The 20549-nt window shown below is 60.0% G+C and carries 17 protein-coding genes; 10 read left to right on the forward strand and 7 right to left on the reverse strand.

Translation table 11 applies throughout. The features are described 5' to 3' along the window. Positions 1-50: 50 nt before the first annotated feature. The 3 genes from RBA95_RS00955 (at position 51) to RBA95_RS00965 (ending at position 2605) form a co-directional block, all read left to right on the forward strand. Positions 51-602, forward strand: coding sequence for a copper chaperone PCu(A)C (locus RBA95_RS00955; RefSeq protein ID WP_306014905.1), 552 nt, complete (start codon positions 51-53; stop codon positions 600-602). A 194-nt stretch (positions 603-796) separates the two neighbouring features. After that, a complete protein-coding gene (locus RBA95_RS00960) occupies positions 797-1759 on the forward strand; it encodes a DNA cytosine methyltransferase (RefSeq protein ID WP_371933574.1) in 963 nt (320 codons plus the stop codon). Next, positions 1760-2605, forward strand: coding sequence for an NgoMIV family type II restriction endonuclease (locus RBA95_RS00965; protein ID WP_306014907.1), 846 nt, complete (start codon positions 1760-1762; stop codon positions 2603-2605). A 10-nt stretch (positions 2606-2615) separates the two neighbouring features. On the opposite strand, the gene lepA is transcribed toward RBA95_RS00965, so the two are convergent. After that, a complete protein-coding gene (gene lepA / locus RBA95_RS00970) occupies positions 2616-4424 on the reverse strand; it encodes a translation elongation factor 4 (RefSeq protein ID WP_306014908.1) in 1809 nt (602 codons plus the stop codon). Positions 4425-4586: 162 nt separating this feature from the next. Here lepA and RBA95_RS00975 point away from each other — a divergent pair, with 162 nt between their 5' ends. Both RBA95_RS00975 and RBA95_RS00980 read left to right on the forward strand, forming a co-directional pair. Then, a complete protein-coding gene (locus RBA95_RS00975; protein ID WP_306014909.1) occupies positions 4587-5210 on the forward strand; it encodes a DUF1134 domain-containing protein in 624 nt (207 codons plus the stop codon). Positions 5211-5325: 115 nt separating this feature from the next. Continuing rightward, complete coding sequence (locus RBA95_RS00980; RefSeq protein WP_306014910.1) at positions 5326-6648, forward strand: hypothetical protein; 1323 nt, start codon at positions 5326-5328, stop codon at positions 6646-6648. A gap of 112 nt (positions 6649-6760) precedes the next feature. Here RBA95_RS00980 and RBA95_RS00985 read toward each other — a convergent pair whose 3' ends face one another. Beyond that, a complete protein-coding gene (locus tag RBA95_RS00985; RefSeq protein ID WP_306014911.1) occupies positions 6761-7051 on the reverse strand; it encodes a GIY-YIG nuclease family protein in 291 nt (96 codons plus the stop codon). Positions 7052-7681: 630 nt separating this feature from the next. On the opposite strand from RBA95_RS00985, the gene RBA95_RS00990 reads away from it, so the two are divergent. Beyond that, on the forward strand, positions 7682-9442 hold the full coding sequence (locus RBA95_RS00990; RefSeq protein WP_306014912.1) for a hypothetical protein: 1761 nt from the start codon (positions 7682-7684) through the stop codon (positions 9440-9442). A 4-nt stretch (positions 9443-9446) separates the two neighbouring features. Here RBA95_RS00990 and gyrB read toward each other — a convergent pair whose 3' ends face one another. Both gyrB and RBA95_RS01000 read right to left on the reverse strand, forming a co-directional pair. Then, positions 9447-11849, reverse strand: coding sequence for a DNA topoisomerase (ATP-hydrolyzing) subunit B (gyrB, locus tag RBA95_RS00995; RefSeq protein ID WP_306014913.1), 2403 nt, complete (start codon positions 11847-11849; stop codon positions 9447-9449). Positions 11850-11926: 77 nt separating this feature from the next. Continuing rightward, positions 11927-12559, reverse strand: coding sequence for a LysE family translocator (locus tag RBA95_RS01000; RefSeq protein WP_306014914.1), 633 nt, complete (start codon positions 12557-12559; stop codon positions 11927-11929). A 274-nt stretch (positions 12560-12833) separates the two neighbouring features. Here RBA95_RS01000 and RBA95_RS01005 point away from each other — a divergent pair, with 274 nt between their 5' ends. Next, positions 12834-14015 (forward strand): acyl-CoA dehydrogenase family protein, encoded by a 1182-nt coding sequence (locus RBA95_RS01005; RefSeq protein WP_306014916.1) that lies wholly within the window; start codon positions 12834-12836, stop codon positions 14013-14015. Positions 14016-14110: 95 nt separating this feature from the next. On the opposite strand, the gene RBA95_RS01010 is transcribed toward RBA95_RS01005, so the two are convergent. Then, complete coding sequence (locus tag RBA95_RS01010; protein WP_306014917.1) at positions 14111-14578, reverse strand: low molecular weight protein-tyrosine-phosphatase; 468 nt, start codon at positions 14576-14578, stop codon at positions 14111-14113. Between the two features lie 94 nt (positions 14579-14672). Continuing rightward, positions 14673-15599: an acyl-CoA desaturase gene (locus tag RBA95_RS01015; RefSeq protein ID WP_306014918.1), complete on the reverse strand. Its 927-nt coding sequence runs from the start codon at positions 15597-15599 to the stop codon at positions 14673-14675. 266 nt (positions 15600-15865) lie between these two features. Between RBA95_RS01015 and RBA95_RS01020 the strand changes: the two genes are divergently transcribed. Next, positions 15866-16690, forward strand: coding sequence for an enoyl-ACP reductase (locus tag RBA95_RS01020; protein ID WP_306014919.1), 825 nt, complete (start codon positions 15866-15868; stop codon positions 16688-16690). A 104-nt stretch (positions 16691-16794) separates the two neighbouring features. Next, the gene (locus RBA95_RS01025; protein WP_306014920.1) at positions 16795-18366 is read left to right on the forward strand and encodes a BCCT family transporter; all 1572 of its coding nucleotides are present in this window, start codon (positions 16795-16797) and stop codon (positions 18364-18366) included. On the opposite strand, the gene RBA95_RS01030 is transcribed toward RBA95_RS01025, so the two are convergent. Next, positions 18363-19526: an acyltransferase family protein gene (locus RBA95_RS01030; RefSeq protein ID WP_306014921.1), complete on the reverse strand. Its 1164-nt coding sequence runs from the start codon at positions 19524-19526 to the stop codon at positions 18363-18365. The genes RBA95_RS01025 and RBA95_RS01030 overlap by 4 nt on opposite strands. A 185-nt stretch (positions 19527-19711) precedes the next feature. On the opposite strand from RBA95_RS01030, the gene RBA95_RS01035 reads away from it, so the two are divergent. Next, positions 19712-20533: a LytTR family DNA-binding domain-containing protein gene (locus tag RBA95_RS01035; protein WP_306014922.1), complete on the forward strand. Its 822-nt coding sequence runs from the start codon at positions 19712-19714 to the stop codon at positions 20531-20533. Positions 20534-20549 lie beyond the last annotated feature (16 nt).

Genomic DNA, 20549 nt, shown 5'->3' on the forward strand with positions numbered 1-20549 from the left:
CGGGATCGGGCGAGGTGGATCACCTCGCCCGTCTCATATGGAGAGATGACATGTTCAAACGCGCCCTTCTTGCCCTTGCTCCGCTGAGCGTTCTGACCCTCGCCGCCTGCTCGCCCGCCGAAGAGACGCAATCGAGCGCTGAACCGGCCGAATACGCCGTCATCGAAGGCTGGGTCCGCAATCCGCTGGGCGGGCGCGATGTCACCGCCGGCTTTGTCACCCTCACCGCGGGCGCGCCCGGCGGCCAGCTGGTGGGCGCATCCACGCAGGAAGCCGACGCGGTGGAGCTGCACACCATGGCAATGGATGGCGCTGTGATGCGCATGCGCCATGTGGACAGCCTCGACATTCCCGCGGGCGGCGCCATGAGCCTCGCGCCCGGCGGCGATCATCTGATGATCTTTGGCGTGAACCCCGCCGAGCTGGAAGACGGCGAAATGACCCTGACGCTGGAATTCGCCGACGGCGAAACCCTCGACGTCACCCTGCCCGTCCGCGACACCGCCCCCGAGCTTGATCCGGAGATGGGCGCCATGAGCCATGACGGTCACGGTATGGACGGCGTGGGTAACGCAGAGGCCACTGAGGGTGACGAGCGCTAGGCGCACGATCCCGCTCCTGAAGAACAAAGCCCCGGCTGTCGGCCGGGGCTTTTTCGAGTCGCTGATTGACTTCTGATGTGAATAACAAGTATGTTCTTCTTTTGTTCGGTTGGGGTGAGTCAGCACTTGATATAGTGTTGGAGATTCTGAGGAGGCACCAAATGTCGCGTCGCGCAGATCATCCAATGTCTAATATGCTGAGTTCTGTAGAGCTCTGCGCTGGTGCTGGTGGCCAAGCCCTTGGCCTGGAACAAGCAGGCTTTGCACATGAATGCGTCGCTGAGATCGACAAAGATGCATGCGCTACCTTGAGGCTGAACCGCCCCGAATGGAATGTTTGGGAAGGCGACATCAAGAACTTCGATGCCTCTGCTTATAAAAGTGTCGACATCGTTGCTGGCGGCCTGCCTTGTCCGCCCTTCTCAGTAGCTGGAAAGCAACTCGGCGAACGCGACGAACGCAATCTCTTCCCAGCGGCACTCGATATTATCGATGAAATCCGCCCTGGCGCGATAATGATTGAAAATGTGCGCGGATTTTTAGGACCAGTTTTTGAAGATTACCGTGAAGAGCTCAGATCCAAGCTTCACGCCCTTGGGTACAAAGCCGACTGGCAACTCCTTAATGCATCATCATTTGGAGTCCCACAGCTCAGACCGCGCGTCGTAATTGTCGCTATACGCCATGCTTTCGTTGAGCACTTCAAATGGCCAGACCCGATTACTCACGAACCGCCAACCGTTGGTGAGACGCTGTTTGATCTTATGGCCGAAAATGGGTGGACGGGCGCTCACTCTTGGGCCCAACAAGCCAACACAATTGCCCCCACTATCGTAGGCGGATCAAAAAAACACGGCGGCCCCGATCTAGGCCCAACTCGAGCGAAGAGAGCTTGGGAAGCTATAGGTGTGAACGGCAAAACAATTGCCGCTGAGGCCCCAGATCGAGATTTCACAGGCATGCCGCGCCTGACTGTTCCTATGGTGGCGCGCATTCAAGGCTTCCCTGACGACTGGAAGTTCTCTGGCAAGAAAACAGCCGCGTATCGACAAGTCGGTAATGCCTTCCCTCCACCTGTTGCACGTGCTGTAGCTGCTGAGCTCAGTCACGCTCTAATGGCTAAAGATCGTATTTATCAAGTTAGAACGGTTGCTTAAATGTCAATTATTTCAATTGCTAGATCAAAATTTCATAACGCACTTTTTGAAAAAATACTTACTGTTTCCGGCGAAGAAAGAATACCTAGCATTGCCGATAAAGATAACAAAAGCAGCATACAAATTTCCCAAAACCTAATTTCAAAAATTGGGAATCCAAAATCTGTAAAGGCAAAAATTAAAGGGCAATCGGCAGGCGCGATATTTGAAGACATCTGTGCTAACTTTCTACGAGAAACCTTTCCACATTTATCCGCCATCAGGCCTGGTTCATTCAGCGTGGAAAAGGGAGGAATCATTAGCCAATTTGATCAATATGGTCACTTGGATGAAATTGACGCTCTAATTAAAAATAATGAAGCGGTGAAAGCTGCTCTTGGTTCCGACTACCTCATTAAACCGGATATAATCGTTTCTAGATTTCCAGAAGACGATAAAACAATTAATATGGAAGAAAACGTAGTAAATGATGAAGTAGGCAAACTAAGTCCAATACGTTCAATATATAATACGAAAAGAATTCTGCACGCCTCTATTAGTTGCAAATGGACGATACGCAGTGACCGCGCTCAAAATTCCCGTTCAGAAGGGTTGAATCTAATACGAAACCGTAAAGGCAGACTGCCCGGGATAGCTGTAATTACTGCAGAACCCCTGCCTACACGCATTGCGTCTATTGCTTTGGGAACAGGCGACCTAGACTGCGTCTACCACATCGCTCTGCAGGAGCTTAAAGCTGCGACAATCGCAACTGGACTAGACGATGCTCGCGACTTACTTGACCTTATGATTAAAGGTCGCAGATTACGCGATATTGCCGACCTACCTCTAGACTTAGCAATATAATCTGCCCTCCCTAGTCGTCATCCATCTTCAGCGCCGCGATGAAGGCTTCCTGCGGGATTTCGACATTGCCGTACTGGCGCATCTTCTTCTTGCCCGCCTTCTGCTTTTCCAGAAGCTTGCGTTTCCGGGTGGCGTCGCCGCCATAGCATTTGGCGGTCACGTCCTTGCGCATGGCCGACAGGGTTTCGCGCGCGATCACGCGGCCGCCAATGGCGGCCTGGATCGGGATCTTGAACATGTGCCGCGGGATCAGCTCCTTGAGCTTCTCGCACATGGCGCGGCCGCGCATGTCGGCGCGCGAGCGGTGTACGATCATGGACAGCGCGTCCACCGGCTCTTCATTGACCAGGATCGACATCTTCACGAGGTCTTCCTCGCGGTATTCGATGAACTGGTAGTCAAAGCTGGCATAGCCCTTGGTGACCGATTTCAGACGGTCATAGAAGTCGAACACCACCTCGTTGAGCGGCAGCTCATAAACCAGCATGGCGCGCGTGCCGGCATAGGTGAGCTCGAGCTGGACGCCGCGGCGGTCCTGGCACAGTTTCAGGACGCCGCCGAGATACTCGTCGGGCACCAGGATGGTGGCCTTGATCCAGGGCTCTGAAATAGAGTCGATCTTCACCACGTCTGGCATGTCGGCGGGGTTGTGCAGATCGAGCTCGGACCCGTCGGTGAGCTGCATCTTGTAGACCACCGACGGCGCCGTGGTGATCAGATCCACATTGTATTCGCGCTCGAGCCGCTCGCGAATGACCTCAAGGTGCAGCAGACCCAGGAAGCCGCAGCGGAAACCAAAGCCCAGCGCCGCAGACGTTTCCATCTCGAAGCTGAAGGACGCGTCATTGAGCGCCAGACGCTCCACCGCGTCGCGCAGGTCTTCAAAGTCGGCCGCATCCACCGGGAACAGGCCGCAGAACACCACCGGCACGGCGGGTTCGAAGCCGGGCAGCATTTCGGCGGTGGGGCGCTTTTCCTCGGTGATGGTGTCACCCACGCGGGCGTCGCGCACCTGCTTGATCGAGGCGTTCAGGAAGCCGATCTCGCCCGGACCCAGCGTGTCGCGGTTTTCCTTGGCGGGCGTGAACACGCCCACCCCGTCCACGCCATAGCTGGCCTTGGCGCCCATCAGGCGCACGCGCATGCCCTTCTTCAGGGTGCCTTCAATGATCCGCACCAGACAGATCACGCCCAGATACGGGTCATACCAGCTGTCCACCAGCAGCGCCTTGAGCGGCGCGGTCGGATCGCCCGATTTGGGCGCCGGCAGGCGGGTGACGATGGCTTCCAGCACATTGTCGATCCCCAGACCCGTCTTGGCGGAGATCTCGATGGCGTCCGATGCGTCAATGCCGATCACATCCTCGATCTGGGCCTTCACCCGATCCGGCTCTGCGGCGGGCAGGTCGATCTTGTTCAGCACCGGCACGATCTCGAGATCCACATCGATCGCGGCATAGACATTCGCCAGCGTCTGGGCCTCGACCCCCTGGGCGGCGTCCACCACCAGCAGCGCGCCCTCACAGGCGTACAGCGAGCGGGAGACTTCATAGGCGAAGTCCACATGGCCGGGGGTGTCGATCAGGTTCAGCGCGTAGGTCTGACCATCCTTGGCGGTATAGTCCAGACGCACGGTCTGGGCCTTGATGGTGATGCCGCGTTCGCGCTCAAGCTCCATATTGTCGAGCACCTGTTCCTTCATCTCGCGGTCGGTGAGACCGCCAGTGTGCTGGATCAGGCGATCGGCCAGGGTCGATTTGCCGTGGTCGATGTGCGCAACGATGGAAAAATTTCGGATCAGGGACGGATCTGTGCTCATGCCGCGGGAGTTAGCATTGGCGCGGGCTCTCGCCAAGCAGATTGGCAGTAAAGGCGGGCGGACACGGCCCTGTTAATACAGTCTTCACCCTTTCGCCTCACCCCAGCCCTAATTGGGGGTCAGCGTTCGTCCCGTTGAACTGGAAAGGAAGGAAAGCGCGTCATGGCTATCAAATCCACGCTTTCACTGATCACCACCACCGCCCTGGCCGTTGCGCTGGGCGCGTGCTCGACCACGGGATCGCCCCGCGCGCAAAGCGCCGAAGCGGCCGCGCCCCAAAGCGACTACCAGTCCAATATCGATACCTATTCCAATGAGGAACTGGTGGATGTGGTCGCCGATTTCTTCGGCGTCACCGCCGAGGCCGCCGCTTCCGTGCTCGAGCGCACCTTCTCCGATCTCGGTCGCCCGGTGGGCTATATCGCCGGCGAGGAAGTCTCCGGCGCCGCCGGCGTCGGCCTGCGCTACGGCGAGGGCTATCTGACGCTGAAGGGCAGCCCCGACCAGCAAAAGGTCTACTGGCAGGGTCCGACCGTGGGCTTTGACGCCGGCGGCAATGCCAGCCGCGTCTTCACCCTGGTCTATCGCCTGAACGATACCGACCGCCTGTACCAGCGCTTTCCCGGCGTTGAGGGCTCGGCCTATCTGGTGGCCGGCATGGGCGTGAACTATCAGCGCGCCGACGGCATCACCCTGGCGCCGATCCGCTCGGGCGTCGGCCTGCGCGCGGGCGCCAATGTGGGCTATCTCGCCTATTCGCGTCAGCGCAACTGGATCCCGTTCTAAGGGTAAATTGACGTTAACCCTTACTCGCCTCGCGCGCGTTTTGCGGCTAAACTCCTTTTGATCCGGCGCCTTGGGACCGCCGGATCAGAGGGGGCCGCAAGGATTGGACGCGTTCATGGATATTTCGGGGTTTGCAACAGGGCTGGCGGTCGGACTCGCCATGGCCCTGATCGTTGTCGTGATCGGCCAATATGCGCGACGGCTGGGCGCGGGCGTTCTGCGTGGCCTGTCCTTCCCCTTTCGCCTGATCCTGCGCCTGTTCGGACTGGGCAAGAAATCCGCTCCCAATCGCGCCAGCGAAATGGGTCCGGGCGCCTGGGCGGCCGCCGTGTCCGGCCACAAGACGCTTCTGGAAGGCGCGCTCGGCGATGATTTCGAGCACGAAGAGAGCTTCATCTCCCGCCAGGGACTGATCTTCAAATGGATGGCGGTGCGCGTGGGCTTCATGCGCATGCCCGAGGAAATGACCGACGATCTGGCCCAGGATTACGCCAGGCTGGCCGACCGCTTCCTCGGAGCGCCCGTCCCGATCGCGTCGGATCCGCGCGCCCTGTTCGAAGACGTGGAGGGCGCGGTGATCGCCGAGCAATTCGCCGATAGCGAGCATGGCCTTCTCTACATGCTCAACGAGACCCGCAAGCTGATGAACGCCAATGTGCGGCGCCTGTCGATCTGGCTGTCCGCCATCCTGTCGGTCGTGCTGATCGCCAATATCGTGCTGAACGCGGTGGGCGTGGTGGACGCCTTTGGCCCGCTGCATGGCGACCTGTTCGGCGAAACCACCGCCGGCGCGCTCAATTCCCTGATGTTCGGGGCCGGGTCCTGCATTCTGGCGGCGCTGGTGATGTGGGCGCTCTATTATGCCGAATACGCGCCCTATCAGCGCAACACCGCGCGGGAGATGGCCAACTTCCTGACCCGCTATTGCGCGCGCCTGAACGACCATTACCGCACCGCCATCGGCCGGGCGAAATCGGTCACGGTGGGCGAGGAGCGGGACTCAAAACAGCTCTCCGCCGAGGCGCGGTTGTGGACGCTCAATATCAACTGGATCGCCCTGCGCGTCTTCTTCATTGAAAGTTATGTGCGCAATGTCGTGTTCCAGATCACCCGGAACTCGAGCTATTACCTCCTGTTCGTGCCCGCCGCCTTCATCGCCGGGCTTGTCGCGCTGTTCAGCCTCGCAGCCGCGCTGGACCTGTTCAACCCGTTCGCCACCATCATCGCGCTGGGCTGGGTCTTCCCGGTCCTCTTCATCCTGGTGGGGGTGCTGTACGCCTTCTTCCTGGGCAATTCCATGCGCGCGCTGGAAGAGATCGACCAGGGCGAGTGGATCAGCTTCCACACCCTCAAACTCAACCAGGTGCTGGGCGAAGTGGTCGGCAAATACGCCGAGGATGTCGGCTATTGGAAGAACCGAGTGGGGGGCGGGCTGTAGCAACACCTCACCCTGTCATCCCGGACGCGCTGCGATCCGGGATCTACCGGAACCGCTCTGTTCTGATCGCAGAAATGAAGCTGGTGGATCCCGGCTCAAGGCCGGGATGACACTAGCGGCAGATCTCAGGCCAGAGGTCTTTCCAGCCCGGATTCGCGGTCTCGATCAGATCGAGCTTCCAGTCACGTCGCCAGCGCTTGATCCGCTTCTCCCGCTCGATTGCGGCTTCAACATCCTGATGCCTTTCAAACCAGACCAGTTGTTTGGCGTCATAGCGGGTGGTGAAGCCTTCAACCACGCCTTCGCGGTGCTGCCAGAGGCGTCCGACAAGATCGCTCGTCACGCCCGTATAAAGAACGCCTCGGGGCCTGTTGGTGAGGATATAGACAGCGAAGGACTTCATCGCGCCAGTCTCCTCTCACTTCCCTGTTCTGTCATCCCGGACGCGAAGCGATCCGGGATCTACCGGAACCACTCTGTTCTGATCACAGATACGCATGCAGTAGATCCCGGCTCAGGGCCGGGATGACACACTGAGGGGTTTGGTGAAACACCCCCATCCCCGCCGCGAAATGGCGAGGGCATGAGCAGGGCGCGCGGGAGCAGTCCGGGCGATTATGGGTCTATTGGTTTTGTTATGGAGCCCGATAAGGCTCCCGCGCGCGGTGATGTTTTGTACGGCCTCGACCGGCTTGCTGACGCCATTTCTACGCAGCCTGTCCAAGCTGGACGATTGTCAGTCGTCCGCCCAAGGGATTCCTGCCCCAGGGGCACGGCTCCAACAGGATCGCCGGAATGTATGAAGTCCCGCCTTTTCGCTGCAGCGCGGTGCGTTAAACCGCGCCCGCTCGGGACACCACCACTCCTCCCGAACCCAACGCGCCGGCCGCCTGCTCTGGAGGAGTGGGGAGATTATGGAGGAAGGTCGGGAGGGTGGGGATAAGCAGCTGTGCATCAAAAATTTCTAGTTGCACCGCCTAAGGCTTCGAATTGATACTAGTACGATTACAAACAACTGCGTGAGGGCTCACATTTGTCCGCATATCACTTTGAAAACCTTTGGCCTGACACTCAGAATGCAAGAGGGGTTCTGTTTTTTGCTCAATTGTGGTCAGAGCTTTTAAATGCTCAAACCTTTGAAAGTTTTAGAGCATATACCTTAGATACTAGAGAACGAGTAAATGAGCTTTGTGAAATTTGGGAAGATATTGATAAAGGTAGAGTACCCGATAAAACTGCTGACTTTTGCTTACAGGAGTTACAATGGTCTATTTCAAAAGATCCGGTATTAAATACATATGCCCCTAATTTAGTTGACTTAGTAACGCGCCACTTAAAGAAACAAAATTTTGATAAAAATGATGCACTCGCTATTCAAAGAGAGCTTACTAAGTATTTAGATGAAAATTATGTCAGCCTCTTAACCGATTTGATTTGCAATAACTTGAGCAATCCAACTAAGAAAAATACTATTCGAAAATCTGCTGGCTTCCTTCTTTCGCACATCATAAATAAAGGTTATTCGAAATCATATATTTATGAGCGATTAAAGAGCAGATTTTTCACTACAAATCATTATAGAGTCGGATCTCAAACAGTGCGCTCATTCTTAAGAGAATTTGAATCCGATAGCGTAGCACATTCGGTTTATATACCTGTAGATGACACAATAGCATCTATATTGTCTAGGCTCGGCTACAGGTCGTTGTTATTGTCAAAGTCAAAAGAGCATTTAAAAACTGCTAACCGCAATACTTTATCGGAAAATGGCAAATGGTCTCATGCAATTCTATTTACATGCGATGCTAGAGACCCTCACACGGCTGCACAATTAGCTAGCGAAAAGATCAGCTCGGTTAGAGCAATAGCCTTACTTGAGCCAAAGCCATTTACTTTCAATTGGTCTCACCAATGCGCAGTTCGTAGAAAATCTGCGCAATCAGAAACTATAGTTTCATTTAGCTCTATTGATTGGCTTTTAGAGGACAACAATCCTAGTCGAAACATTAGAAATAAAAGCATCCAAAAATACGCGCGCCGTCTCCTTTCTGCATTTGAACCAGATTCTTACGAACGTGTTGTAGGAGCTATCAACATGGTCGCCTTGGCCAGGGACACCCCGGCCCTTGAAAATAGGTTAGTTGCACTTTGGTCTGGAATTGAAGTATTGCTGAGTGAGCCAAAGTCATCTCCAAGAATAAGCCATTTTGTTGATGAACTAGCCCCTTGCATCGCATCAAGACACTTGCATAGAAAAATTAAATACCTTCACGATAATTTATTCGTACTCTATAGATCCAGATATACTAAGTTACTTAAGTCAATTAATTCCAGCGAAACAGCTTTGAATATTTTCATTATTATTCTAACTTTAAAAAAACATGGGCTCGAAAGGCAGATTTTGTGTAATATATGCTCAGACAATCCCCTTATGCTGCACAGATTATACTGCGTACAAAAAGATGTATCTTCGCCGAAGGCGCTTCTTAAAGCAACTGAGGAGCATTACGATAGAGTTAAATGGCAAATACGACGTATATACCGTTCACGCAACTCTCTAGTTCACAGTGGAAAAGTGCCTAAGTACCTAGATCTATTAACTATTAATGCGGGCGAATATTTCAGGTCAGCACTTTCCACACTGAGCAAAGAAGCTGAAGAGAAAGACAACAGTCTCTATCTTGACGTTACATTAAGACAAGCATCTATGCGATACAGTAGCAAATTACGGCTACTGGATAAAAATTCTAACTCAGAATGGAACCCAGAGCTCCTGAAAGATATTTTATTCTAAACGCCTAGGCATCCACCTCAGCTTCGAGCGCGAATTCCTGGATGAAGTCGCGGCGGGGTTCGACAACGTCGCCCATGAGCTTGGAGAACAGCTCGTCGGCGGTGTCGGCCTCGGTCACCGAGACACGCAGCAGCGAGCGCGCTTCGGGGTCGAGGGTGGTTTCCCACAGCTGGTCGGGGTTCATCTCGCCCAGACCCTTATAGCGCTGGATCTTCAGACCCTTGGCGCCGGCGGCTTGCACCGCGGTGACCAGGGCGTCAGGCGAGAAGATCTCGATGTCTTCAGACTTGCGACGGAACCAGGCCGGCCCCTGGTAATCGCCCCGGATCGCCCAGGCGCGCTCGGACAGGCGCTTGGCGTCCGGGCTGGCGAGGATCTTGTCATCGAGCGTGATGGATTCGGTCACGCCGCGCACTTCGCGTTTGAAGACGAGGCCGCCTTCGGGCAGCACCTGACCGGTCCAGCCGTCTTCGCCTTCATCCGATTGCGCCGCAAGGCGACGCGCGGCGGCGTCCACCTGGTCTTGCGTGGCGTCGGGATGCAGCGCGCCTTCAAGGGCGGCGGCTTCCAGCGCGAATTTCGGCCCGCGCGCGGCGAGACGATCCAGCGACAGGGCGATGCCGCGGGCGGCCTTCACCCGCTCGGCCAGATCCTGACCGGTGACGATTTCGCCATTGGCGAGCTCGAGCACGGCGTCCGAGCTGCCCTCCTCGATCAGGAAGGCCTCCATTTCCGCTTCGTCGGTGAGATAGCGCTCGGACTTACCGCGCATCACCTTGTAGAGTGGCGGCTGGGCGATGAAGAGGTGCCCGCGTTCGATCAGCTCGGGCATCTGCCGATAGAAGAAGGTCAGCAGCAGCGTCCGGATGTGCGCGCCGTCCACGTCGGCATCGGTCATGATGATGACCTTGTGGTAGCGCAGCTTTTCGTAATCGATCTGGTCGCGGCCAATGCCGGTGCCCAGCGCAGTGATCAGCGTGCCGACCTGATCGGACGACAGCATCTTGTCAAAGCGCGCGCGCTCCACATTGAGGATCTTGCCCCGCAGGGGCAGGACGGCCTGATTCTCGCGATGACGGCCCTGCTTGGCGGAGCCGCCGGCGGAATCCCCCTCCACGATGAAGAGTTCGGACTTGGCCGGGTCCTTTTGCTGGCAATCGGCCAGCTTGCCGGGCAGCGAGGTGATGTCGAGCGCGGATTTGCGCCGGGTCAGCTCGCGCGCCTTGCGCGCCGCTTCGCGAGCGGCCGCGGCTTCGACGATCTTGGAAACGATCTGCTTGGCTTCGGCGGGGTGTTCCTCGAACCATTCGCTGAGCGTGTCATAGACCGCGCTCTCCACCGCAGGCCGCACTTCGGAGGAAACCAGCTTGTCCTTGGTTTGCGAGGAGAATTTCGGGTCCGGAACCTTCACGGACAGCACGCAGGTCAAACCCTCGCGCGCATCATCGCCGGTAATGGAGACCTTGGATTTGGCCGCCACGCCCGAGGTCGCCGCATACTGGTTGATCACCCGGGTCAGCGCGCCGCGGAAGCCCGCCAGGTGCGTGCCGCCATCGCGCTGGGGAATGTTGTTGGTGAAGCACAGCACGTTCTCGTGATAGCTGTCATTCCACTCAAGCGCGGCCTCGACCGTGACGCCTTCCCGCTCGCCGGTGATCAGCACTGGATCGGGGAAGATCGGCGATTTGGTGCGGTCCAGGTGCTGCACAAAGGCGGCCACGCCGCCTTCATATTCCAGAACTTCTTCAAACGGTTCGGCTTCGCGTTCGTCGCGCAGCACGATTTTCACGCCCGAATTGAGGAAGGCCAGCTCCCGCAAACGATGCAGCAGGCGCGAGCGGTCAAAGAGGATGTCGGAGAAGGTTTCCTCGGACGGCATGAAGCGCACCTGGGTGCCCTTCTTGCCGTTGGCATCGCCGATCTCGCGCAGATCCTGTCCATTCTCGGGATCGCCGCGCCTAAAGCGCATGGTGTGTTCGCGGCCATTGCGCCAGATCGTCAGATCGAGCCAGTCCGACAGCGCATTCACCACAGAGACTCCCACGCCGTGCAGGCCGCCAGACACCTTGTAGGAGTTCTGGTCGAATTTCCCGCCGGCGTGCAGCTGAGTCATGATGACCTGGGCCGCCGACACGCCTTCCTCAGCGTGGATCTGGGTGGGAATGCCGCGCCCGTCATCGGTCACGCTGGCCGAACCGTCCGCATGCAGGCAAACCGTCACCTGCGAGCAATGGCCCGCCAGCGCCTCGTCGATGGCGTTGTCCACCACCTCATAGACCATGTGGTGCAGACCCGAGCCGTCATCGGTATCGCCGATATACATGCCGGGGCGCTTGCGCACGGCGTCGAGCCCTTTGAGGACCTTGATCGACTCCGCGCCGTATTCCTGATTCGGTGTCTCTGACATGGCATTGTTTTACCGCGTTCGCGGCGTTGTCACCATGGTTGAAAACACTCCGGGTGTGGACTTTTACCCCGCCCGCCCTAATGCGTGAGCAGCAGGATCGCCACCGCCGTCATGATCACCGCGGTGAGAAGGTCCGCCCAGCGCTTGACGCCCTTCGCTTTCAGCCAGTCGCGCGCCTTGTGCGCCAGGCCCACATGGACCGTGGCGGTCAGCGCATACATGGCGAGCATGATCGAGACCATGATCGCATAGGTTACTGGCGTGACCTGGCTGAGGTCGAAAAACGCTGGCAATAAAGACAGATAGAATACGATGGGCTTGGGGTTGGTGAGCGGCATGGCCACACCCGCCGCATAGGTGGCCAGAAGGCCGCGCTTGCTGACGGGTTTCGCCACCCGGTCGGGCAGGGCGGGATGACGCCAGCCCTGAAACGCGCCCCAGGCGAACCACAAGAGGATGCCCGCGCCCACCAGCTTGGCGATCCAGAACAGGCCCTGATAGCCCGAAGCGGCCTCAGCCGCCGCGCTCAAGCCGGTGATCGCCACGGTCAGCCAAAAGATATCGCCGGTAATGATCCCGCCGCCATAGACAAAGCCGTGCGCCGGCCCGGCATCCAGCGTGCGCGCCACCATGGCCACGTTTCCGGGCCCCGGGGTGAAGAACAGGATGAAGATGGCGCCGGCAAAGGCGGCGAGGGTGAGCGCGGTCATGGCGCTGCACCTAGCGCGGGGCGCGCCGGAGAGAAAGGGCGATTGTTCACAGGATGCAGAGCTTTCCCCTCTCCCCCTTGGACAAGGGGGAGAGGCTGGGTGAGGGGGTGCGCTTCAACAGGCAGTCCGCTTAAAGGGACAGACGCGGCTCACCCCTCACCTAACCTCTCCCCTCTGGGAGGGGAGAGGGATCAGTCCCCGCCTCTCCTCAAAGAGCTTGCCGTATACGTCAACCTTATTACGATAAGGGAAAAGACATATTCGGGAGGCCTTCATGACCAACGCACCCACCGCGGCCCTCGCCCGGCCCTTCGACACGCCCGAGCGCAAGGCGTTCCGCGATAGCGTGGAAGGCTTCATCAATCGCGAAATCGAGCCCTATGGCGATGCCTGGGACGAGGCGGGCGATTTTCCCTGGGAATTGCACGAAAAGGCGGGCGCGCTGGGCCTGTTTGGCTTTGGCATTGACGAGGCCTATGGCGGCAACGGGTTTGAGGACGCCATCATGCGCGTCGATGCAGGCATCGCCATGGGCTATGCGGGCGTAGGCGGGGTGAACGCGTCTCTGGGCTCGCGCGGGATCATGACCGGCCCGATCCACACCCTCGCCTCCGATGAGATCAAGGCCGAGGTCCTGCCCGACATCGTGGCGGGGCGCAAAGGCGGGGCGCTCGGAATGACCGAGCCCTCGGGCGGATCGGATCTGTCGCGGATCCAGACCAAAGCCCGCAAGGACGGCGATCACTGGATCATTGATGGCGAGAAGACCTTCATCACCGGCGGCATGAAAGCGAGCTGGTATGTGGTGGGCGCCCGCACGGGCGGGGACGGCTTTGGCGGCATCTCGCTGTTTGTCGTGCCGTCCGACGCGCCCGGATTTTCGCGCACCGCCATCACCCACAAGATGGGCTGGTGGTGTTCGGACACCGCCACCCTTCATTTTGACGGCTGCCGCATTCCCGAGCGTTATCAGCTCGGCCAGGAAGGCCTGTGCCTGCTCGCGATCATGGACAATTTCAACTATGAGCGCCTGACCCTGTCGGCGGGCTGCCTGGGCATGGCGAAACGCTGTCTTGATGACGCCATCACCTATGCCCAACAGCGCGAGACCTTCGGCAAGCCGCTGATCAAGCATCAGGCGATCCGGCACAAGATCGCCGACATGTCCGGCCGCATCGATGCGCTGGACGCCTATCTGCAGATGGTGGCCTGGCGGGTGAATGAGGCAACGGATAATAGCGCGGCCATGCCCGCCGCCGAGCTGGCCAAGATCAAGGTGTTCGCGTCGAAAACGGCCGAGTTCTGCGCCAATGAAGCCATGCAGATCCTAGGCGGCGCGGGCTATCTGCGCGGCTGCGCGGTCGAGCGGATCTATCGCGAGGTGAAGGTGATGGCGATCGGCGGCGGCTCGGAAGAGATCATGCGCGATCTCGCCGTGCGGCAGATGGGGCTGTGAGGCCGACTATGGGCCTCCGGATCAAGTCCGAAGGCCGAAAAGTTTAAGCGCTCTGCTCTCGGTCCTCGGGCTTGACCCGGGGACCCATGACCCCCTCAAACCCGTCCGACCAGTCCCTGACAGCCCTTCTCGATCAGGTCGAGCATGGCTTCAAAATCTGTCTCGTCGCCATAATACGGGTCGGGGACCGAGGTGCGGGCGAGGCCCACCGACCAGTCCATCAGCAGCGAGATCTTGGTTTCGGGCAATTGCCGGGCGCTGCGCGCCTCCATAAGCCAACGCTTGTGGCTGTCATCCAGGGCGATCAGATGGTCAAAGCGGATGAAGTCATCATCGGTGACCGCGCGGGCGGTGATGCCCGACAGGTCATAGCCGCGCGCCTCGGCGGCCTTGATCGCGCGCGGGTCGGGGCGCTCGCCCACATGCCAATCCCCGGTGCCCGCTGAATCAAGCACCAGATCCTTGCCCAGCTTCTCCGCCATCGCCTTGGCCACCGCCTCGGCGGTGGGCGACCGACAGATATTACCGGTACACACAAACAGGATCGACATTTCGCGCGGCATCTTCCCCTCCTGACGCTGCGGGCCGGGTGGAACCCTAGCCCGCTTTGTTCAGGAGACCGCCCCCATCGTGAAGCTGGGGTTAACGATAGCTTTCCTAGGCCGCGGTGATGCGCGCCGGAACGCTGAATTGCGGGGCGATCTTGAGATCGCTCGCCCAGCGCAGCTTCTCGAACACCAGCAAGATGGTGCCGTTATAGTCCAGCAACCGGTTGATCACGCCCCGACGCGGCAGGTGCAGCGCGCTGACCGGCTCGTCATGGTGGTGATCATGGAAGGCCTCGCCGCCGGTCAGGATCGCCAGGAGGTAATCCGCCCAGCGCGGGGTCTTGAGGTGACCGAACACGTTCACGCCCAGAATGGTGGCGTGGAACTGGATCGCGCGCGCCGTCACGGCGGAGGCGTGCAGGATGAAGGTCAGAAGCAGCGAACCGCCCAGGGCCCAGACCGCCAGATAGATGATCGCCGGCAGGATCAGATGCACGCCCAGCGTGATCAGCGAATAGTGCCGGTCGAGGATCTGCACGGTCTTGAGATCCTTCAGCCACATGGCGGTCGGACGTTGCAGATCGTTGGGATCACGGAAGATCAGCCAGCCCATCCAGGCCCACATCTTGCTCTCATGCGGGTTGTGCGGATCACCGGCCTTGTCGGACAGGCGGTGGTGCTGGGAGTGATAGTTCACCCAGTCCTTGAGCTTGCCCTGCATGGCGATGACGCAGTTGATGGCGGTCAGGATCTGCGCAGGGGCTTTGAGTTCGCCCGCCTTGTGCTGCCAGACGCGATGCAGCACGCCGATCCCGAAATTACAGATCACCAGGGTCACTGCGCCCACAAACAGCGCCAGCACCGGATACCACCAGTGCAGGGTCAGCCCGTTCAGCAAGAGCCCGAGGGTGAAGGCGATGACGAGGCCCAGGACGCCTAGGGCCGGGTAGATGATGGCGGCGAACACACTCGCCCAGTCCAGATTGCCAATGCGCTTCGGTATGGCGACCGAACGCGGCGTTGGAGTGGCTTTCATGCTTGTCCTCAATAGTCCTGACTTGCGACACGCGCCCACCCGGCGCTCAGTCGCCGACCCCGTGCATACTCTGACATGACGGCTAAAGTTTAACCAACGCCAAAACGCTGTGTCGGGTATCACGTCTTAGTCAATCTCGACACCCCGGCCCGGTGTGCGCTATCAGCGCACCAGACACCGGGCGCAAAGCGGGTCACCGCGCTGCGCCGTCCATCCAGTTTGCGCCAGTCAAACCTGGCGCCCTCACCGAATAGAAGGGGACGGCCATGGCCGATAACGAGTTTCCGACCGGCACGCTGATGAAGGGCAAACGCGGCCTGATCATGGGCGTGGCCAACAAGAACTCCATCGCCTGGGGCATCGCCCAGCAATTGCACGCCCAGGGCGCCGAGCTCGCCTTCTCCTATCAGGATGAAGCGCTGGAAAAGCGCGTGCGTCCGCTGGTGGAGAGCCTCGGGGACGAGCCGTTCATGGTGACCGCCGACGTCACCAATGACGAGTCCATGGACGCCTGCTTCAAGACCATTGAAGACAAATGGGGCAAGCTCGACTTCCTCGTCCACGCCATCGCCTTTGCCGGCAAGGACGAGCTGCAGGGCAGCTTCACCCACAACACGACGCGCCTGGGCTTCCAGCGCGCCATGGATATTTCCGCCTTTTCCTTCGTGGACGCCGCCAAGCGCGCCAGCGCGCTGATGCCGTCCAAGGAAGAGGGCGGCGGCGCCATGGTCTCGCTCACCTATCTGGGCTCCGAACGCGTTGTTCCGAACTACAATGTGATGGGCGTCGCCAAGGCCGCGCTGGAAGCCTCCACCCGCTATATCGCCCGCGATCTGGGCCCTGAAGGCATCCGCGTGAACGCCATTTCGGCCGGTCCGATGCGCACCCTCGCCATGGCGGGCATTTCGGGCGGCCGCACCCTGATGAAAACCGGCAAGGACTGGTCCATGCTCAAGGAAGACACCACCATGGAAGGCGTGGCCGGCTCCGCACTCTACCTGCTGAGTGATCTGGGCAAGTCGTGCACGGGTGAAATCCTGCACGTGGACGCCGGTTTCCACGCCGTCGCCGTACCCGACATCGACGAGTAACGCCTATCCCGCCCTTTGGCGCGAGCCTTTGTCCGGCGTCATCTGACTCCCTTTGGGCAAATGCGAAGACCGCTTGATTTTCGCACGACCGAGGAGATGGACGCATGACCGAGATGATGGCTCGCGCCCTGAGGCATACCCGCGCCGGCGTCTTTGTGGTGACCGCCGGCTTCTGCCTGGCCTTCTGCGCCCTGGCGCTTTTCGATCTGGGCCTGTTGTCTGATCTGGTGGACGCCGGGTCGAGCTGGGTCGGACAGGTCTTCGGGCTGTACTGGCAAATCCTGTTGCCGGCGATCTTCTTTGTCGGCCTGGCGATTGCGCTCTCGCCCGCCGGACGCATCCGGTTGGGCGGACGCGACACGCCCGAATTTCCCTATTTCCAATGGGCCGCCATGATCGCCTGCACCCTTCTGGGCGCGGGCGGGGTGTTCTGGGCGGCCGCCGAGCCGCTGGCCCATTACCTGACGCCGCCCCCTTTCACCGAAGCCGGGATCGAAGGTGAAGCCGCCATCAACGCCGCGCTGGCCCAGAGTTTCCTGCACTGGGGCTTTCCCGCCTGGGCGGTGCTGGGCGCGCTGAGCGCGCTTATGCTGATGTATTACGAGCAGGCCAAGGGCCTGCCCCTGGCGCCGCGCACCCTGATCTACCCGGTTCTGGGCCGGAAACTGACCGATGGCCCGTTGGGCGGGATCGCCGATTCCTTCGCCCTGATAGGGGTGATCGCCGGGACCGTGGGCCCGATCGGCTTTCTGGGCCTGCAGGTCAGCGCCGGACTGTCGAGCCTGTTCGGTTTCCCAAGCGGCCTGCCCACCCAGATTGGCGTCATCATCGCCCTGGCGATGATCTATATCGGTTCGGCGCTGACCGGCCTGTCGCGCGGCATCCAGATTCTCAGCCGCTTCAACGTGATCCTGACCGGCGTCCTGCTGGTCTTCATCCTGTTCGCCGGACCCACCGGCTTCATCCTGCGCCATTTTGCGAGCGGGATGGGGACCTATCTGAGCGACTTCTTCACCATCGCTCTGCAGCGCGATGGCGCCGGCCTGTTCGGGCAAAGCGGTTGGCTGAACGGCTGGACCCTGTTCTTCTGGGCCTGGTTCATCGGCTATGGCCCGATGATGGCGATCTTCATCGCCCGGATCTCGCGGGGCCGGTCGATCCGCTCCATCATCCTGACCCTGTCCGTGCTGGCGCCGGTCGCCACCCATTTCTGGTTCACCATTCTGGGCGGATCGGGTCTGGCGTTCGAACAGGCGGATCCAGGCGTGATCTCGGACGCCTTTGAAGGCTTTGACCTGCCCGCCGCCCTGCTGGCGATCACCATGAACCTGCCGCTGGCCCTGCCGGTGTCGATCCTGTTCCTGGTCCTGACCACGGTGTTCGTCGCCACGACCGGGGATTCCATGACCTTCGCCATCTCCAGCGCGCTGGACAAGCGCGGCGAGCCCACCAGCGGCATGCGCGCCTTCTGGGGGTTGGTCATGGCCGCCATGGCGATCGCGCTGGTCACCGCCGGCGGCGGCGGCGGGGCCGTGTCCAAGCTGCAGCAATTCATCGTCATCACCGGCGCGCCGGTCTCGCTGATGCTCTTGCCCTCGCTATGGGACGCCCCGCGGATCGCGCTCAAACTCGTCCGCGAGGATCGCGCCCGCCGCCAACAGGCCGAAACCCCCTAGAGCTTGAGGCCAAACAGGGGCCGCAACGGCTTGATGCGCCGGATCAGCTCAAAGCCCGCAAATGCGCCGCCATAGGTAATCGCGGTGACCAGCACGAATTCGGTCCACACATCCAGGCCCATGCGCGTCAGCATGTAGCCCGCCGAGACCGTGATCGTCTGGTGCAGGATATAGACCGGAAAGATCGCTTCGGTGAGATAGCGCCGCACAGGCCCGTCTCCGGTGAGATGGCGCCGAGCCAGCCCCAAGAGCGTCATGATTATGGTCCAGGCGTAGAGCACCCGGCCCGCCCGGGCGAGCCAGAGCACGACCTCATGCTCGGCGATCTGATCCCACCACAGCGCCCAGGCCGGGGTCAGCACCGCGCCCAGTACGACCGTCAGACCCAGCGCCAGCGGCAGGGCGCGGTCAATCGCGGACCAGAACCGCTCGGATTTCGCGGCGAAGACGCCATAAAGCAGATAGGTGAAGCTGATGGCGTGGTTCGCCCAGTCCCAGGTCAGATTGTGCGTGGTTTCAAAATGGGGAACCAGAAACACCCGATAGACCATCATGGGCGCAAATCCGAGCGCGATCAGGGCGACCGGTCCGAACCGGCTGTCCCAGAGCCGGGACAGCGCCGCACCAGGGCCGCGTCCGAAGGCTTTGAGCAGGCCCATCAACGGCGCCAGCATCAGCGCATAGACAAACAGATAGGCGACGTACCACAGATGGTTCCAGGTCGGCACGGCGATGCCGGCGATCTCCCAATCCATGATGTAGCGCGGCCAGAACGCCAGGATGCCCGGCTCGATCTCCCCCATTTCGCGCAATTGGAAATAGGTCTGGGGCATCACCACGACGATCATGCCGAAGACAAGCACCGGCAGAAGCCGGAGCGTGCGCTCGCCCGCGAATGTCAGCCCGCCTGACTTGTCGTGCAGATAGCGGAAGGCCACCCCGGAAATGAAGAACAGGAGCGAGAGCCGCCAGGGGTTCAGAAGACTCATCAGCGGTTCCGCGCCCGGACCCGCATGAACGCTTTTCACGTGCCAGTCCCAGGGCACGTAGAACATGCCCACATGGTACAGCACCAACAAGCCGAACGCGATGATGCGCAGCCAGTCGAGATCGTGGCGTCGGGTTGGCGAGACGGGCGCGCGCGGGCCGGTTTCAGTCATGGCGGATCTCCCATTTGATCAAGGAGAGGTTTTGCCGGCGTCGCCCCGTGTGCGCGACGCGGACGGGGCGGAATACGGACCGCAGGGACCAGCCTCGGCGCCCGGGGGACGAAGTGCAGCGCATCAGGGATGAATGACGGCGCCTTGCGCTGGCCCCCGCGCCCCGGGCGCTGCATGATCACGCCATGACAACGCCTGATCTCGAACGCCGCGTTCTGCGCTTTGCTTTCCTGTTTTACCTGCTGGGCACGCTGGGCTTCTGGCTGGTGAACGGCCTGTCCGCCGCCGAGGAATGGCGCCGCGCCGGAGAAAGCGGGGTATGGGTGCGCGCGCTGATGCTAGAAGGCACCAGCAATCTTGTCATTCTGGCCCTGTTTGTCCCGATCGCGCTGCTGGAGCGACGCTTTCCGGTCTCGCTCGAGCGTTGGCGCACCGCCCTGCCTGTGCATGCGGCCGGCGTCCTGGTGTTCTCCCTCATCCATGTGAGCGTGATGAACGGGCTGCGCGTCGCGCTCTGGCCGCCGCTGTTCGGCTTCGCCTACGAGAGCTATGGCGGGTTTCTGGGCGAGTTTGGCTATGAGTTCAGGAAAGACATGCTCTCCTATGCGCTCATGCTCGCGATCCTGGCCATGTTCCGGGAGCTGGAAGACGCCCGCCAGCGCCTCAAGGCGACGCGTGAAGACGCCCGCACCGATCATGTCATCACCCTGCGATGCGGAGGACGCGAGATCCGTCTGCCCGCGCGCGACATCCTCAGCGCCAGCGCGGCTGGAAACTATGTCGAGGTGCGAACCGGCGCCGGCGCCCATCTGGCCCGGATGACCCTGACCCGTCTGATCAGCCTGCTGCAATCCGCCGGCGCCGACCCGGTGCGCCTGCATCGCTCTCACATGGCCAGCCGGTCTGCAATCCGGGAGCTCGTGCCCACCGGTGACGGCTATGCTGAGGCGCGCCTGTCAGACGGACAGGTCCTGCCGGTCAGTCGCGGATATCGCAGTCATGTCTAGACAATTGTCATAATTC

This window comes from Oceanicaulis sp. MMSF_3324 (genome assembly GCF_030733545.1).
In the GTDB taxonomy this organism is placed as follows: Bacteria; Pseudomonadota; Alphaproteobacteria; order Caulobacterales; family Maricaulaceae; genus Oceanicaulis.

What these genes read in the sequence shown, in the direction of transcription:
- RBA95_RS00980 (WP_306014910.1), top strand. Translation starts at nt 5,326, where the DNA reads ATGGATATTTCGGGGTTTGCAACAGGGCTGGCGGTCGGACTCGCCATG.
- RBA95_RS00965 (WP_306014907.1), top strand. Translation starts at nt 1,760, where the DNA reads ATGTCAATTATTTCAATTGCTAGATCAAAATTTCATAACGCACTTTTT.
- RBA95_RS01020 (WP_306014919.1), top strand. Translation starts at nt 15,866, where the DNA reads ATGGCCGATAACGAGTTTCCGACCGGCACGCTGATGAAGGGCAAACGC.
- RBA95_RS00975 (WP_306014909.1), top strand. Translation starts at nt 4,587, where the DNA reads ATGGCTATCAAATCCACGCTTTCACTGATCACCACCACCGCCCTGGCC.
- RBA95_RS00955 (WP_306014905.1), top strand. Translation starts at nt 51, where the DNA reads ATGTTCAAACGCGCCCTTCTTGCCCTTGCTCCGCTGAGCGTTCTGACC.
- RBA95_RS01030 (WP_306014921.1), bottom strand. Translation starts at nt 19,526, where the DNA reads ATGACTGAAACCGGCCCGCGCGCGCCCGTCTCGCCAACCCGACGCCAC.
- RBA95_RS01015 (WP_306014918.1), bottom strand. Translation starts at nt 15,599, where the DNA reads ATGAAAGCCACTCCAACGCCGCGTTCGGTCGCCATACCGAAGCGCATT.
- RBA95_RS01035 (WP_306014922.1), top strand. Translation starts at nt 19,712, where the DNA reads ATGACAACGCCTGATCTCGAACGCCGCGTTCTGCGCTTTGCTTTCCTG.
- RBA95_RS00985 (WP_306014911.1), bottom strand. Translation starts at nt 7,051, where the DNA reads ATGAAGTCCTTCGCTGTCTATATCCTCACCAACAGGCCCCGAGGCGTT.
- RBA95_RS01000 (WP_306014914.1), bottom strand. Translation starts at nt 12,559, where the DNA reads ATGACCGCGCTCACCCTCGCCGCCTTTGCCGGCGCCATCTTCATCCTG.
- RBA95_RS01025 (WP_306014920.1), top strand. Translation starts at nt 16,795, where the DNA reads ATGACCGAGATGATGGCTCGCGCCCTGAGGCATACCCGCGCCGGCGTC.
- lepA (WP_306014908.1), bottom strand. Translation starts at nt 4,424, where the DNA reads ATGAGCACAGATCCGTCCCTGATCCGAAATTTTTCCATCGTTGCGCAC.
- RBA95_RS01010 (WP_306014917.1), bottom strand. Translation starts at nt 14,578, where the DNA reads ATGCCGCGCGAAATGTCGATCCTGTTTGTGTGTACCGGTAATATCTGT.
- RBA95_RS00960 (WP_371933574.1), top strand. Translation starts at nt 797, where the DNA reads ATGCTGAGTTCTGTAGAGCTCTGCGCTGGTGCTGGTGGCCAAGCCCTT.
- gyrB (WP_306014913.1), bottom strand. Translation starts at nt 11,849, where the DNA reads ATGTCAGAGACACCGAATCAGGAATACGGCGCGGAGTCGATCAAGGTC.
- RBA95_RS01005 (WP_306014916.1), top strand. Translation starts at nt 12,834, where the DNA reads ATGACCAACGCACCCACCGCGGCCCTCGCCCGGCCCTTCGACACGCCC.